Below are 14,341 nucleotides of genomic sequence, written 5' to 3'. Positions count from 1 at the left end.
GCCCAAAGGCTGGAAAGGAAGCGTACCAATTTTCAGACAAGAGGGATGCGATGCAGGCCATATTGGAAGAGCTCGCCGAGCGGCGCGAGAAAGCGCATCTGGGCGGCGGCGAAAAGCGGATTGCCGCGCAGCACAGCAAGGGCAAGCTGACCGCGCGCGAACGCATCGACGTGCTGCTCGATCCGGGCAGCTTCGAGGAACTCGACATGTATGTCGAGCACAACTGTGTCGACTTCGGCATGCAGGACCAGATCATCCCCGGCGATGGCGTTGTCACCGGATCGGGCACCGTCAATGGCCGCCTCGTCTTTGTGTTCAGCCAGGATTTCACCGTGTTCGGCGGTTCGCTGTCCGAGCGGCACGCGCAGAAGATCTGCAAGATCATGGATATGGCGCTCAAGGTCGGCGCACCGGTGATCGGCCTCAACGATTCCGGCGGCGCGCGCATCCAGGAAGGCGTGGCGTCACTCGGCGGGTATGCCGAGGTGTTCCAGCGCAACGTGCTGGCCTCGGGCGTCGTGCCGCAGCTGTCACTCATCATGGGGCCATGCGCGGGCGGCGCGGTGTATTCGCCCGCGATGACCGACTTCATCTTCATGGTGAAGGATTCAAGCTACATGTTCGTCACCGGCCCCGACGTGGTCAAGACCGTGACCAACGAGGTGGTAACGCAGGAGGAACTGGGCGGCGCGGTAACGCACACTGCCAAGTCGGGCGTTGCCGATGTGGCGTTCGACAACGACATCGAAGCCTTGCTCGCTGCGCGCGACCTGATCGATTACCTGCCGCTGTCGAACCGCGAGGACTTGCCCGAACGGCCGACCGCTGACCCGTTCGACCGGATCGAGAACAGCCTCGACACGCTGATCCCAGCCAATCCGAACATGCCCTATGACATGCACGAGCTGATCAAAAAGACGCTCGACGAGGGCGAGTTCTTCGAGATCCAGCCAGCGCATGCGGGCAACATCATCACCGGCTTTGGCCGCATCGAAGGCCGCACTGTGGGTGTCGTCGCCAACCAGCCGATGGTGCTGGCAGGCTGCCTCGACATCAACTCGTCGAAGAAAGCCGCGCGCTTCGTGCGCTTCTGCGATTGTTTCGAGATCCCGATCATCACCTTCGTCGATGTCCCCGGTTTCCTACCCGGCGTGGCGCAGGAACACAGCGGCATCATCAAGCACGGCGCGAAACTGCTGTTCGCTTATGCCGAGGCGACCGTCCCTAAGATCACCGTCATCACCCGCAAGGCCTATGGCGGCGCGTATGACGTGATGGCCTCAAAGCACCTGCGCGGCGACCTCAACTACGCCTGGCCCACCGCCGAAATCGCTGTGATGGGGGCTAAGGGCGCGGTCGAGATCATCTTCCGGGGCAAGACGCCCGAGGAAATTGCCGAGCGCACCAAGGAATATGAAGCACGTTTCGCCAACCCGTTCGTGGCCGCATCCAAGGGCTTCATCGACGAGGTGATCATGCCGCATTCGACCCGGCGGAGGATCGCGCTCGGCTTGCGGAAGCTGCGGAACAAGCAGCTGGAGAACCCGTGGAAGAAGCATGACAACATTCCGCTGTGATCGGTGAATTTCTTGAGTCTGCCGTTGGGCAATTGTTATCTGCCGCCGTTTGGACGGCTATCGCCGCATCGTTCGCGTTCTGGGGAGTAAGGCGTCTTCAGCGAGGTTTTCGAACTCGGGAGTTTGAGAAGTTTTTCGGGATGTACATTGTACGAGAAGCTGAGCGTCCGATAGCATTTAAGGTTGAGCAGATCGCCATTGGAATTTGGACGGGGCTAGCCTGCATATTGGTGGTTTTCGGGCTTATCGTTTTGGGCCAGATATTCGTGAGGATCATTGCATGAAACTAGGCCGTCTCAACCATATCGGCGTCGCTACGCCCTCGATCGCGGACAGCATCGTGTTCTACCGCGATGTCATGGGCGCGACCAAGATTCACGAGCCGTTCGACCTGCCCGAACAGGGGGTGAAGGTGTGCTTTGTCGATACGCCGGGCGCGGATGGCGCGATGAACGGCACGCAGATCGAGCTGATCGAGCCGCTGCCGGGCAATGCTTCGATCGCGGCGTTTCTGGAGAAGAACCCGAACGGCGGGCAGCATCATGTCTGCTATGAGGTGCCCGATATCCACGCGGCGAAAGTGGAGTTTGAGGCGCTGGGCAAGCGCGTGCTGGGCGAGCCACGGATCGGCGCGCATGGCACTTTGATCTTCTTCGTGCACCCCAAGGATATGGGCGGGGTGCTGACCGAGATTATGGAGACGCCGAAGCCGGGCGAGGGGCATTAATACTTGCTCCTCCTCCCTTGAGGGGGAGGATAGGGAAGGTTGCCGATGTGTCGGCGAACCGACCTTGGAGAGAGGGGCGGTGAGCGCCTTGCGGTTGCTACACCCTCTCCCAGCTTCGACTAGGCGCTTTCAGCGCCAAGTCTGCGCAACCCTCTCCCGTCAAGGGAGAGGGGGGAATTACAGGAGAGAGTTGCGACCATGACCTACGAAACCATAAAGCTCGATATCGCCGACCAGATCGCCACAATCACGCTGAACGTGCCCGAGCGCCTCAATGCCTGTTCGCTGCCGATGGCGGGCGAGATCAACGATGCGCTCGATCACCTCGGCGATGCGCGCGCCTTGGTGATCACCGGAGCAGGCAAGGGTTTCTGCTCGGGCGCTGATTTGTCGGGCGGGCGCGACAGCTCGATCTCGGGCGGGCAGGGCAGCTACAAGGCGCTGACCCAGCATTACAACCCGATGCTGCTCAAGCTGCACCGGCTGCACATCCCGACGATCAGCGCGGTCAACGGACCGGCCGCAGGCGTCGGCTGCTCGATCGGCCTCGCGCCCGATTTTGTCGTGGCGAGCGAAAAGGCGTATTTCCTGCAGGCGTTCGTCAACATTGGCCTGGTGCCCGATGGCGGCGCGAGCTGGATGCTCACCCGGCTGATCGGCAAGGCGCGCGCCACCGAGATGATGATGCTGGGCGAGAAGATCCCCGCCGCCAAGGCGCATGACTGGGGGATGGTCTACAAGGTGGTCGAGCATGACAGCCTGATGGACGAGGCGATGGCGCTGGCCAAACGTCTGGCGTCGCTGCCTACCGTCGCGCTCGGCATCATGCGCAAGAACCTTGTCGAGGCGCTCGAATGCGACTTTGCCACCGCGCTGACCCGCGAGGCCGAAGGACAGAAGATTGCAGGCGACACCAACGATGCACGCGAAGGCGCGATATCCTTCCTGCAGAAGCGCAAGCCCAATTTCACCGGCAGCTGATCAGACACACGGGACCGATAGAATGACCGACACACCCAACATCGCCGACTGGCAGGCTCTGGCCGAAAAGGAGGTCAAGGGACGCGATCTCACCTGGCACACGCCCGAGGGGATCGCGGTCAAGCCGCTCTACACGGCGGACGATGTATCGGTCGATCCCGGCCTGCCTGGCTTTGCCCCCTTCACCCGGGGGGTGCGCGCAAGCATGTATGCCGGCCGCCCCTGGACGATCCGGCAGTACGCCGGGTTCTCCACCGCCGAGGAATCGAACGCCTTCTATCGCCGCAACCTCGCCGCCGGACAGAAGGGGCTTTCGGTCGCGTTCGATCTGGCGACGCACCGCGGCTATGACAGCGATCATCCGCGCGTCACCGGCGATGTCGGCAAGGCGGGCGTTGCGATCGACAGCGTCGAGGACATGAAGATCCTGTTCGACGGCATCCCGCTCGACAAGATGTCTGTCTCGATGACGATGAACGGCGCGGTGATCCCGATCCTCGCGTTCTTCATCGTTGCGGGCGAAGAGCAGGGCGTGGACCGCAAATTGCTCGACGGCACCATCCAGAACGACATCCTCAAGGAGTTCATGGTCCGCAACACGTATATCTACCCGCCCGAGCCTTCGATGCGGATCATCTCTGACATTTTCGGCTATACCAGCCGCGAGATGCCCAAGTTCAATAGCATCTCGATCTCGGGCTATCACATGCAGGAAGCCGGCGCGACGCAGGTGCAGGAGCTCGCTTTCACCATCGCCGATGGCATGGAATATGTGAAATACGGCGTTGCCTCTGGCCTCGACATAGACAAGTTCGCCGGACGGCTGAGCTTCTTCTTCGCCATCGGCATGAACTTCTTCATGGAGATAGCCAAGCTGCGTGCCGCGCGTGTACTGTGGCACCGGGTGATGACCAGGCTGGGCGCGCAGGACGAGCGTTCCAAGATGCTGCGCACCCATTGCCAGACATCGGGCGTGTCGCTGACCGAGCAGGACCCTTACAACAACGTCATCCGCACCACGATCGAGGCGATGGCCGCGATGCTGGGCGGCACGCAGTCGCTGCACACCAATGCGCTCGATGAAGCCATCGCGCTGCCCACCGATTTCTCCGCGCGCATCGCCCGCAACACGCAGATCGTCATCCAGGAAGAAACCGGGATGACCAACGTGGTCGATCCGCTGGGCGGCAGTTACTATATCGAAAGCCTCACGCAGGAACTGGTCGACAAGGCGTGGGAGATCATCGAACGCGTCGAGAGCGAAGGCGGCATGGCCAAGGCCGTGGCGGCGGGCTGGCCCAAGGCGATGATCGAGGAAGCCGCCGCCGGACGCCAGGCGCGGGTCGATCGCGCCGAGGATGTTGTGGTCGGCGTGAACAAGTACCGGCTGCCGAGCGAGGACCAGTTGGATACGCTGGACGTTGATAACGCCAAGGTCCGCGAAGGCCAGGTCGCACGGATTGTGTCGGTCAAGGCATCGCGTGATGCGGCGGCGTGCCAGGCGGCGCTCGATGCCCTGCGCGAAGGCGCCAAGGGCGATGGCAACCTGCTGGCGCTTGCGGTGGATGCGGCGCGTGCGCGCGCGACTTTGGGCGAGATCAGCCAGGCGATGGAGGACGTGTTCGGCCGCTATGCCACCGTGCCGACCCCGGTAAAGGGCGTCTACAGCGCGCCCTATGTCGATGACGGCCGCTGGGCGCAGGTGGTCGAGGGCGTGAAAGCGGTCGAACGCCGACTGGGCCGCAAGCCCAAGCTGCTCGTCGCCAAAATGGGGCAGGATGGGCACGATCGCGGTGCGAACGTGATCGCCTCAGCGTTCGGCGACCTCGGCTTCGAGATTGTCTCGGGGCCACTGTTCCAGACCCCCGAAGAGACCGTCGTGCTGGCGCTCGAAAGCAATGTCGATGTCGTCGGAGCCTCCTCGCTTGCTGCCGGGCACAAGACCCTGATCCCGTCACTGATCGCTGGCCTCAAAGAGGCCGGGCGCAACGACATCAAGGTGATCGTTGGCGGCGTGATCCCGCCGCAGGACTACGATTTCCTGCGCGATGCGGGCGTGCAGGGCATCTACGGTCCCGGATCGAACGTCGTCGAATGCGCAGCGGACGTGCTGCGTCTGCTGGGGCACAACATGCCACCCCTTCAGGAAGCTGCAGAATGAATGATCTTACAACCCGGTCCCCTGCGAAGGCAGGGGCCCATCACCTGAACTCACCCCTTAGTGCAGCACCTGTCGGACGCTCTGGAGATGGGCCCCTGCCTGCGCAGGGGTACACCGGCCAGAGCCGGTGTAACTGGACCCGCGAAGAGATCACCGCGCTGTTCGACCTGCCGTTCAACGACCTGATGTTCGAGGCGCAGACCGTTCACCGTGCGGGCTTCCCGCGTAACGAGGTGCAGCTCTCGACCCTGTTGTCGATCAAGACCGGCGGCTGCCCGGAGGATTGCGGCTATTGCAGCCAGTCCAAGGATGCCGACAGCGGCGTCAAGGCGACCAAGTTGATGGACGTGCAGGCGGTGCTGCAGGCTGCGGCGCAGGCCAAGGATCACGGCTCGGGCCGGTTCTGCATGGGCGCTGCGTGGCGCAACCCCAAGGACAAGGACATCCCCAAGCTCGCCGCGATGGTCAAGGGAGTGCGCGAAATGGGCATGGAAACCTGCATGACCCTGGGCATGCTCACCGCGAGCCAGGCCAAGCAGCTCGCCGATGCGGGTCTCGACTACTACAACCACAACATCGACACCGCGCCGGAAAACTACGCCAACGTCATCACCACCCGCACCTTCGAGGACCGGATGGAAACGCTGGACAACGTCCGCTCGGCGGGCATCAACGTGTGCTGCGGCGGCATCGTCGGGATGGGCGAGACACGGTCGGACCGCATCGGCTTCATCCACGCGCTCGCCACCATGCCGCACCCCGAAAGCGTGCCGATCAACGCGCTGGTGCCGGTCAAGGGGACGGTGCTGGGCGACATGCTCGCCGATACGCCGCTCGCGAAGATCGACGAGATCGAGTTCGTACGCACGGTCGCCGTCGCGCGCATCACCATGCCGCAATCGATGGTGCGGCTGAGCGCAGGGCGCGAGAGCATGTCCGAAAGCTGCCAGGCCCTGTGCTTCATGGCAGGCGCAAACAGCATCTTCACCGGCGACAAATTGCTCACCGCGCCCAATGCCGGCGACGACAAGGACGGCGCGCTGCTCTCCAAGCTGGGCATGAAGGCGATGGCCGCGCAGCCGCTTGGGGCTCTGGAGGCGGCGGAGTGATTTCTCGCCTGCTATGCCTGCTTCTGATGGCACTCACCTGCGCTGCATCCGCCGCCGCGCAGCCGGTGCCGATCACCGTTGGCGAGACGCACACGCTCGCGTCGAAGCCGCTGGCGCAGGAGCGGGTGGTCAACGTCTATCTGCCCGCCGATTACGCAACATCGGCCAAGACCTACCCGGTGCTGTATCTGATCGACGGCGGGCTGGATCAGGACTTCCTGCATATCGCCGGAACCAGCGCGCTGGGTGCACTCTGGGCACGGTCGCAGGATGTGATCGTGGTCGGCATCGCCACCAAGGACCGCAGGCGCGAGCTGACCGGGCCGACGCAGGATGCTGCGCTGATCAAGGAATTTCCGACCGCTGGCGGCTCGGCAGCCTTCCGCGCGTTCATCCGCGACGAGGTCATGCCGATGGTGGCCAAAAGCTATCGCACATCGGGCGAAACCGGCGTCATCGGGGAATCGCTCGCCGGGCTGTTCATCGTCGAAACCTATCTCAACGAACCCGACTTGTTCGATCATTACGCCGCGATCAGCCCCAGCCTGTGGTGGGATGACGAGCGGCTCGCCAAGGCTTCTGCCGCGCTGTTGGTCAAACCCTCGGCCAAGCCGCACCGGCTGTATCTGACAATCGCCAACGAAGGCCGCGAGATGCAGACGGGTCTCGACCGGCTCACCGCGGCGCTGGGTGCCAGCAGCCGCAGCGGCCAGAGCTGGTGCTATGCGCCGCGTCCCGATCTGACCCACGCCACCATTTACCACACCGTCTCGCCTGAGGCGCTTCAATACCTCTTCCCAACCGCGGTCGAGCAAGACCCAAAAAGTGGATTCGATCTATCATGCCAATCACCAAAATCCTGATTGCCAACCGCGGCGAGATCGCCTGCCGGGTTATCCGCACCGCCAAGAAGATGGGCATCAAGACCGTGGCCGTCTATTCGGATGCCGATGCGCGCTCGCCGCATGTCGAGATGGCGGATGAAGCCGTGCACATCGGCCCTTCGCCTGCCGCGCAGTCTTACCTGCTCGCGGACAAGATCATCGAGGTGTGCAAGCAGACCGGCGCCGATGCGGTGCATCCGGGCTACGGATTCTTGTCCGAACGCACCAGCTTTGCCGAGGCGCTGAAGGCCGCGGGCATCACCTTCATCGGCCCCCCTCCCGGCGCGATTGCCGCAATGGGTGACAAAATCGAATCGAAGAAGCTGGCATTGCAGGCTGGCGTGAACGTCGTCCCCGGCTTTGTCGGCGAGATCGACGATACCGAGCATGCTGTGCGGATCGCAGGCGAGATCGGCTATCCGGTGATGATGAAGGCTTCGGCGGGTGGTGGCGGCAAGGGCATGCGGCTCGCCTATAACGAGCAGGACGTGCGCGAGGGCTTCGAGGCGACGAAGCGCGAGGGCCTTGCCAGCTTCGGCGACGACCGAGTGTTCATCGAGAAGTTCATCCTCCAGCCGCGGCATATCGAGATTCAGGTGCTGGGCGACCAGCACGGCAACATCGTCTATCTGGGCGAACGCGAATGCTCGATCCAGCGCCGCCACCAGAAGGTGGTCGAAGAAGCACCATCGCCCTTCGTCACGCCGGAAATGCGCAAGAAGATGGGCGAGCAGGCGGTCGCGCTGGCACGCGCGGTGGGGTATTACAGCGCAGGCACGGTCGAGCTGATCGTATCGGGCGCGGACACCACCGGCGACGGCTTCTACTTCCTCGAAATGAACACCCGGCTTCAGGTCGAGCACCCCGTGACCGAGCTGGTCACCGGGCTCGATCTGGTCGAGCAGATGATCCGCGTCGCCAATGGCGAGCCGCTGGCTTTCACGCAGGAAGAGGTGACGCTGACCGGCTGGGCGGTCGAAAACCGGGTGTATGCCGAGGACCCCTATCGCGGCTTCCTGCCTTCGATCGGGCGTCTGGTGCGCTACAATCCGCCCAAGCAGAAGAAGGGCGTGCGCGTCGATGACGGCGTGGAGGAGGGCGGGGAGGTCTCGATCCACTACGATCCGATGATCGCCAAGCTGATCACTTATGGCGATACGCGCATCGAGGCGATCGACCGTCAGATCAAGGCGATCGACCGGTTCGAGCTCGAAGGCCCCGGGCACAATCTCGATTTCGTCTCGGCGCTGATGCAGCATCCGCGCTTCCGCTCGGGCAACATCACCACCGGCTTCATCGCCGAGGAATATCCTGACGGCTTTATGGGTGCCCCTGCGTCGCCCGAGCTGCTGCAGCGGCTCGCCGCGATCGCCGCATTCATCGCCACCGCCGAAGCCGATCGCGCGCTGCGGGTCAGCGGCCAGCTGGGCAACCGGCTGACCCCGCCGTCCGAATGGCGCGTGCGCCAGGGCGATGTCGCGATGGAGGTTTCGGTCAGCGAGGATGCGATCGTGGTCGATGGCGAGGTCGTCGACATGGCGATGGGCTATACCCCCGGTGACCGGATGGCGATTGCCGATTTCGGTGACGAGGATGTGTCTGACGAGCTCGCGGTCAAGGTGCAGCGCACCCGCACCGGTTTGGCGCTGACCGCGCGCGGCGCGACGCACCGCTTCGAGGTGCTGCCCGCGCATGTTGCGCAGCATGCCCGCCACATGATCGAGAAGGTCCCGCCCGATCTGTCGCGCTTCCTGCTGTGCCCGATGCCCGGCCTGCTGGTGAAGCTGCACGTTGCCGAGGGCGACAAGGTGCAGCCGGGCCAGCCGCTGGCGATTGTCGAGGCGATGAAGATGGAGAACATCCTGCGCGCCGAAAAGGCGGCCACGGTCAAGACGATCAGCGCTGCCGAAGGGGATAGCCTTGCCGTCGATGCGGTGATACTCGAACTCGAATAAGGGACGCATTTGGGGAGATGCTGGATGACCGCAACGGTCGCAGCGGACGGGGACATCATGACGCCGAGCAAGTCGGAAATCCGGCTGGTGATCGGCGCATCATCGCTTGGCACCATTTTCGAATGGTATGACTTTTTCATCTACGGCACGCTGGCCGCGATCATCGGGCGCACGTTCTTCCCCAGCGGAAACGTGACACTCGAGACGCTGCTGGTCTGGGCGGGCTTTGCGGTGGGCTTCGGATTCCGTCCACTGGGCGCGATCCTGTTCGGCTTCCTGGGCGACCGGCTGGGGCGCAAATACACCTTTCTGGTGACGGTGACGCTGATGGGGATCGCCACCGCAGGCGTCGGCCTGATCCCGTCGGCCGACACCATCGGCATTGCCGCGCCGATCATCATCATCCTGCTGCGCATTTTGCAGGGGCTGGCGCTGGGCGGCGAATATGGTGGCGCGGCTATCTATGTCTCCGAACATGCCCCACCTGAAAAGCGCGGGTTCTACACGAGCTTCATCCAGGCGAGCGTTGTCGGCGGCTTCGTGCTGAGCCTCATCGTGGTGCTGGGCTGCAAGGCGATCATGAGCGAGGAACTGTGGAACGACTGGGGCTGGCGCGTGCCGTTCCTGCTGTCCCTGTTGCTGCTCGCGGTATCGCTCTGGATGCGGCTCAAGCTGTCGGAAAGCCCGGTATTCAAGGCGATGAAGGCGGGTGGCGAGCTTGCCGGCAATCCGTTCGTCGAAAGCTTTACCTATCCCGGCAACAAGAAGCGGCTGTTCGTCGCGCTGTTCGGCATCGCCGCGGGCCTCACCGTGATCTGGTATACCGCGATGTTCTCCGCTTTGTCGTTCCTCAAGGGTCCGATGCGGGTCGATGATACCGCGGCCGAGATCATCGTCGGCGGCGCGGCCTGCATCTCGATGCTGTTCTACATCTATTTCGGGTCGCTCTCGGACAAGCTCGGGCGCAAGAAGCCGATCGTCTGGGGCTATGCGCTGACTCTGGTGCTGGTCTTTCCGCTGTTCTGGCTGATCGGCAGCGTCGCCAACCCTGCGCTCAACGCCGCGATGGAACGCGCGCCGGTGGTGATCTCGGGCCCCGAATGCAGCTATTCGCCGTTCGCCAAGGAGCAGGAGACCGATTGCGGCAAGCTGCTCGCGCAGTTCACCGCCAAGGGTGTCGGCTATACGCTGACGCAGGGCCCGCGCGTCGCGGTCAAGATCGGCGATACGGTGGTGAGCGATACCAGCAGCGCGGGCGTCGATGCCGCGCTGGCAGCGGCGGGCTATGACTTCACCCCGCGGGTGCCGCCTGCGCTCAGCATTCTCGTGATCGTGATGGCGCTGGCGGGGCTGGGCGCGCTGTCGGCTGCGACTTATGGTCCGGTGGCAGCGTTGCTGTCCGAAATGTTTCCGCCGCGCATCCGCTACAGTTCGATGTCGATCCCCTATCATTTCGGTACCGGCTATTTCGGCGGCTTCCTGCCGTTCATCGCCAGTTTCATCATCGCCAAGACGGGCAATCCCTATTCGGGGCTGTGGTACACCTGGGGCGTGGTGCTGATGGCGTTCGTGGTCAGCATGATCTGGCTGCAGGAAACGCACAGGCCGGGAGTGGAGCCGGAACATCTCTGACATCGCAGATATCGGTGCGAACATGCGGCTGGTGCTGGACGGCGGCGCGCTGGCAGCCAACTGGCGCGCGCTCGATGCGCTGAGCGGACGGGCTGCGGCAGGCGCTGCGGTCAAGGCCGACGGCTATGGCCTTGGCGCGCGTGAGGTCGTTGCGCGGCTTGCGTCTGCCGGCTGCCGCGACTTTTTTGTCGCGCACTGGTCCGAGGCACAGGCTCTGACGGGGCTGGTCGACCCGGCGCGCATCGCAGTGCTGCATGGCATCGCGCCGGGGGAAGAGGCGGTTGCGCTGGCAGCCGGCGCGGTCCCGGTGCTCAACAGCGCCCAGCAGATCGCGCGCTGGCGGGCGATGGGCGGCGGCACCTGCCACGTCATGATCGACTCCGGGATGTCGCGGCTGGGGCTCGATTGGCGCGACGATGTCGCAGGGCATTGCGCAGGGCTGGATATCGATCTGTGTCTCAGCCACCTCGCCTCTGCCGATGAGGACAGCGCGCAGAACGGGGCGCAGCGGCTGCGGTTCGATCAGGTGCGCACCGGAGTGACCGCCCGCCGCTACAGCCTTGCGAACAGCGCTGGGATATCTCTGGGCCACGGCTATCACTTCGACTGCACCCGGCCCGGGCTGGCGCTGTATGGCGGAGTGCCGGTTGCGGCGCTTGCCGATGTGATCCAGCCGGTGATGCGGATAGAGACCCGGGTTCTTCAGGTGCGCAAGGTGCAGGCAGGCGACAGCGTTGGCTATGGCGCGACCTTCACCGCGTCGGACGAGATGCGGACTGCCACGCTGTCCCTGGGCTATGCCGACGGCTTCAAGCGCGCGCTGTCGGCGATCGGTAGCTTCATGCATGGTGCCACGAGGTTACCGCTGCTCGGGCGCGTGTCGATGGATCTCACCTGCATCGATATCAGCGCCGCGCCCGATCTGGGCGAAGGCGACTGGATCGCCGCCGATCTGGTGTTGCCTCAGGCCGAAGCCGCGACCGGGATCAGCCAGTATGAATGGCTGACCCAGATCGGACGGCGGTTTGACCGGGTGTGGGTGGACTGAATTCGAACCCAATCCCGACCTTGATCGTCACCCCCGCGAAAGCAGGGGTCCCGCTTCAGTGCTGCGGTCAGCGAAGGCATCGGGATTTCCGCCTTCGCGGGAATGACGAGGACTATCGGGCGAGGTGGTTGTTCAGCGCTCGATGCAGACCGCGATGCCCATGCCGCCGCCGATGCACAAAGTTGCTAGGCCCTTTGTCGCGTCGCGGCGCGCCATTTCGTAGAGCAGGGTGGTGAGCACGCGCGCGCCGCTGGCGCCGATCGGATGGCCGATGGCGATCGCGCCGCCATTGACGTTCACCTTCTCGGGGTCCCAGCCCATTTCCTGCGTCACCGACAGCGCCTGCGCGGCGAAGGCCTCGTTCGATTCGATCAGGTCGAGATCCTCGACGCTCCAGCCCGCTTTGGCGAGTGCGCGCCGGCTGGCCGATACTGGGCCGATCCCCATGATCGAAGGATCGACGCCCATCGAGGCCCAGCTGGCGATGCGGCCCAGTGGGGCAAGTCCGCGCTTGGCGGCGTCTTCCTCGCGCATCAGCACCAGAGCTGCAGCGCCATCGTTGAGGCCGCTGGCATTGGCGGCGGTGACGGTCCCGTCCTTCTTGAACGCGGGCCTGAGGCCTGCGACGCTTTCATAGGTCGCGCCGGCGCGGATATACTCGTCGTCGGTGACCGTGACATCGCCCTTGCGGCCCTTGATCGTGACGGGTGCGATCTCGTCCATGAAGCGGCCATCGGCGCGCGCCTTTTCGGCAAGGTTCTGCGAGCGCACGGCAAATCGATCCTGCGCCTCGCGGGTGATCTGATACTTCTCGGCCAGGTTCTCGGCGGTGATGCCCATGTGATACTGGTTGAACACATCGGTCAGGCCGTCATAAACCATCGTGTCGACGAGCTTCATGTCGCCCATCTTCTGTCCGGCGCGCAGCATCTGGGCGTGCGGCGACATCGACATGTTTTCCTGGCCACCCGCGACGATGATATCGGCATCGCCATTGGCGATCGACTGGAAGCCCAGCGCAACCGCGCGCAGACCCGATCCGCAGACCTGGTTGACGCCATAGGCCGGCACCTCCTTGGGGATGCCAGCGTTGATCGAGGCCTGGCGCGCAGGGTTCTGGCCCTGGCCTGCGGTGAGCACCTGGCCGAGGATCACCTCTGACACGTCCTCGCCGGTGATTCCCGACTGCGCAAGCGCCGCCTCGATCGCGATGCGGCCGAGTTCGTGCGCGGGGGTTGCGGCATAGGCGCCCAGAAAGCTGCCCACGGGGGTCCGCTTGGCGGCGGTGATGACGATGCTGGACATGGTGATGGTCTCCATCTGGCGGGATTGTTTGGGGAGGAAGGCTTTGCCCCCTAGTTAGGCGCTTCGTGTGACAGAATCCAATCTTTCAGCATCGGCCACAGCCTGTGCGGCGCGCTGCTGCCCACCACCATGCCGACATGCCCCGATGCCAGCACCTGCCGCCCGGGCAGATCGGGCGAACAGGCAAGCGGGACGATGGCATCGCTGGCCGAGGCCAGCTCGAGCACCGGACCGCGCACGTTCGTCGCATTGATGGGCACGCCGCTCACCGTCCATGCGCCTTGCCCCGTGATGTCGGCGCCATAAAGCTGCTCGAACAGTTGCTCGCCCAGCGCGAAGGGCAGGGGCTCGCCGCCATTGGCCCAGTCCTCCACCGCCACGAAACGCCGAGCCGGCCCGCTGTCGGGCTCCATCGCGCCGAAGTTCATATATTTCTCGATCAGCTTGTCGGGCGAAAGCGTCCAGAAGCCATGCTGCATCACCTCCATCGGCACCAGGCCCATAGCCTCGCAGGCGGGCCGGTGATGCGCCCACATCCGGCCAAGCTCGGTGCGGCGCTGCGGATCATAGCCGCTGAAGTGCCAGGGCGTGGCGATCAGCGTCAGGCTGCGGACATCGGCATGGCATGCCGACGCCAGCGCGATCAGCCCGCCAAGGCAATAGCCCACAAGATGAACAGGGCCAGGCAGCTGGGACAGCAGCGGCAGCAACCGATCCATGGCTAGGGTATCGAGCGTGTCGCCCCGATCGCATGGCGTGGTCACCCCCCAATCGACCAAAGCTGAGCTCAACCCCTGATCCCCCAGCCAGCCCATCAGCGAACATTCGGCGTCCATGTCGAGCACATGCGGCGCGTTGATCGGCGAAGGGACGAAGATGATTCGCGGATGCTCATTCGAGGCGGACGCGGCCGTTGGAGATCCTGCGGCGCTGCGCAGCATCGTCTTTCCGTGCTGCAGCAA

At 64.0% G+C, this 14,341-nt stretch carries 11 protein-coding genes; 9 read left to right on the top strand and 2 right to left on the bottom strand.

The window, feature by feature from the left end; all coding sequences use genetic code 11:
• Window positions 1–50: 50 nt before the first annotated feature.
• From IP68_RS10725 to alr, 9 genes are all read left to right on the top strand, one after another.
• Window positions 51–1,577, top strand: coding sequence for an acyl-CoA carboxylase subunit beta (locus IP68_RS10725; protein ID WP_054134976.1), 1,527 nt, complete (start codon window positions 51–53; stop codon window positions 1,575–1,577).
• Window positions 1,578–1,857: 280 nt separating this feature from the next.
• Complete coding sequence (gene mce / locus IP68_RS10715) at window positions 1,858–2,304, top strand: methylmalonyl-CoA epimerase (RefSeq protein ID WP_054134974.1); 447 nt, start codon at window positions 1,858–1,860, stop codon at window positions 2,302–2,304.
• A gap of 198 nt (window positions 2,305–2,502) precedes the next feature.
• A complete protein-coding gene (locus tag IP68_RS10710) occupies window positions 2,503–3,285 on the top strand; it encodes an enoyl-CoA hydratase-related protein (RefSeq protein WP_054134973.1) in 783 nt (260 codons plus the stop codon).
• Between the two features lie 22 nt (window positions 3,286–3,307).
• Entirely contained in the window at window positions 3,308–5,446 is a 2,139-nt protein-coding gene (gene scpA / locus IP68_RS10705) for a methylmalonyl-CoA mutase (protein WP_054134972.1), read from the top strand.
• Window positions 5,443–6,555, top strand: a complete 1,113-nt coding sequence (gene bioB, locus IP68_RS10700; RefSeq protein WP_231683909.1) for a biotin synthase BioB — start codon at window positions 5,443–5,445, stop codon at window positions 6,553–6,555. Before scpA ends, bioB begins: the two co-directional genes overlap by 4 nt.
• Before the next feature lie 26 nt (window positions 6,556–6,581).
• Window positions 6,582–7,418, top strand: coding sequence for an alpha/beta hydrolase (locus IP68_RS10695; protein ID WP_054134971.1), 837 nt, complete (start codon window positions 6,582–6,584; stop codon window positions 7,416–7,418).
• The gene (locus IP68_RS10690) at window positions 7,397–9,394 is read left to right on the top strand and encodes an acetyl/propionyl/methylcrotonyl-CoA carboxylase subunit alpha (protein ID WP_054134970.1); all 1,998 of its coding nucleotides are present in this window, start codon (window positions 7,397–7,399) and stop codon (window positions 9,392–9,394) included. Before IP68_RS10695 ends, IP68_RS10690 begins: the two co-directional genes overlap by 22 nt.
• Window positions 9,395–9,418: 24 nt before the next feature.
• Complete coding sequence (locus IP68_RS10685; RefSeq protein WP_054134969.1) at window positions 9,419–11,026, top strand: MFS transporter; 1,608 nt, start codon at window positions 9,419–9,421, stop codon at window positions 11,024–11,026.
• 22 nt (window positions 11,027–11,048) lie between these two features.
• The gene (alr, locus tag IP68_RS10680; protein ID WP_054134968.1) at window positions 11,049–12,074 is read left to right on the top strand and encodes an alanine racemase; all 1,026 of its coding nucleotides are present in this window, start codon (window positions 11,049–11,051) and stop codon (window positions 12,072–12,074) included.
• A gap of 132 nt (window positions 12,075–12,206) precedes the next feature.
• Here alr and IP68_RS10675 read toward each other — a convergent pair whose 3' ends face one another.
• Window positions 12,207–13,379 carry an acetyl-CoA C-acetyltransferase gene (locus tag IP68_RS10675; protein ID WP_054135004.1) on the bottom strand — a complete coding sequence of 391 codons (1,173 nt, stop codon included), beginning with the start codon at window positions 13,377–13,379 and terminating at the stop codon, window positions 12,207–12,209.
• A 50-nt stretch (window positions 13,380–13,429) separates the two neighbouring features.
• Entirely contained in the window at window positions 13,430–14,320 is an 891-nt protein-coding gene (locus IP68_RS10670) for an alpha/beta fold hydrolase (RefSeq protein ID WP_197275778.1), read from the bottom strand.
• Window positions 14,321–14,341: the final 21 nt, after the last annotated feature.

It is taken from the genome of Blastomonas sp. AAP25 (assembly GCF_001295965.1).
In the GTDB taxonomy this organism is placed as follows: Bacteria; Pseudomonadota; Alphaproteobacteria; order Sphingomonadales; family Sphingomonadaceae; genus Blastomonas; species Blastomonas fulva.
Note: the sequence above shows the minus strand (reverse complement) of the source record. Positions and strands in the feature narration are given on the sequence as shown.

What these genes read in the sequence shown, in the direction of transcription:
- IP68_RS10675 (WP_054135004.1), bottom strand. Translation starts at nt 13,379, where the DNA reads ATGTCCAGCATCGTCATCACCGCCGCCAAGCGGACCCCCGTGGGCAGC.
- IP68_RS10710 (WP_054134973.1), top strand. Translation starts at nt 2,503, where the DNA reads ATGACCTACGAAACCATAAAGCTCGATATCGCCGACCAGATCGCCACA.
- alr (WP_054134968.1), top strand. Translation starts at nt 11,049, where the DNA reads ATGCGGCTGGTGCTGGACGGCGGCGCGCTGGCAGCCAACTGGCGCGCG.
- IP68_RS10695 (WP_054134971.1), top strand. Translation starts at nt 6,582, where the DNA reads ATGGCACTCACCTGCGCTGCATCCGCCGCCGCGCAGCCGGTGCCGATC.
- IP68_RS10685 (WP_054134969.1), top strand. Translation starts at nt 9,419, where the DNA reads ATGACCGCAACGGTCGCAGCGGACGGGGACATCATGACGCCGAGCAAG.
- mce (WP_054134974.1), top strand. Translation starts at nt 1,858, where the DNA reads ATGAAACTAGGCCGTCTCAACCATATCGGCGTCGCTACGCCCTCGATC.
- IP68_RS10670 (WP_197275778.1), bottom strand. Translation starts at nt 14,320, where the DNA reads ATGCTGCGCAGCGCCGCAGGATCTCCAACGGCCGCGTCCGCCTCGAAT.
- IP68_RS10725 (WP_054134976.1), top strand. Translation starts at nt 51, where the DNA reads ATGCAGGCCATATTGGAAGAGCTCGCCGAGCGGCGCGAGAAAGCGCAT.
- IP68_RS10690 (WP_054134970.1), top strand. Translation starts at nt 7,397, where the DNA reads ATGCCAATCACCAAAATCCTGATTGCCAACCGCGGCGAGATCGCCTGC.
- bioB (WP_231683909.1), top strand. Translation starts at nt 5,443, where the DNA reads ATGAATGATCTTACAACCCGGTCCCCTGCGAAGGCAGGGGCCCATCAC.
- scpA (WP_054134972.1), top strand. Translation starts at nt 3,308, where the DNA reads ATGACCGACACACCCAACATCGCCGACTGGCAGGCTCTGGCCGAAAAG.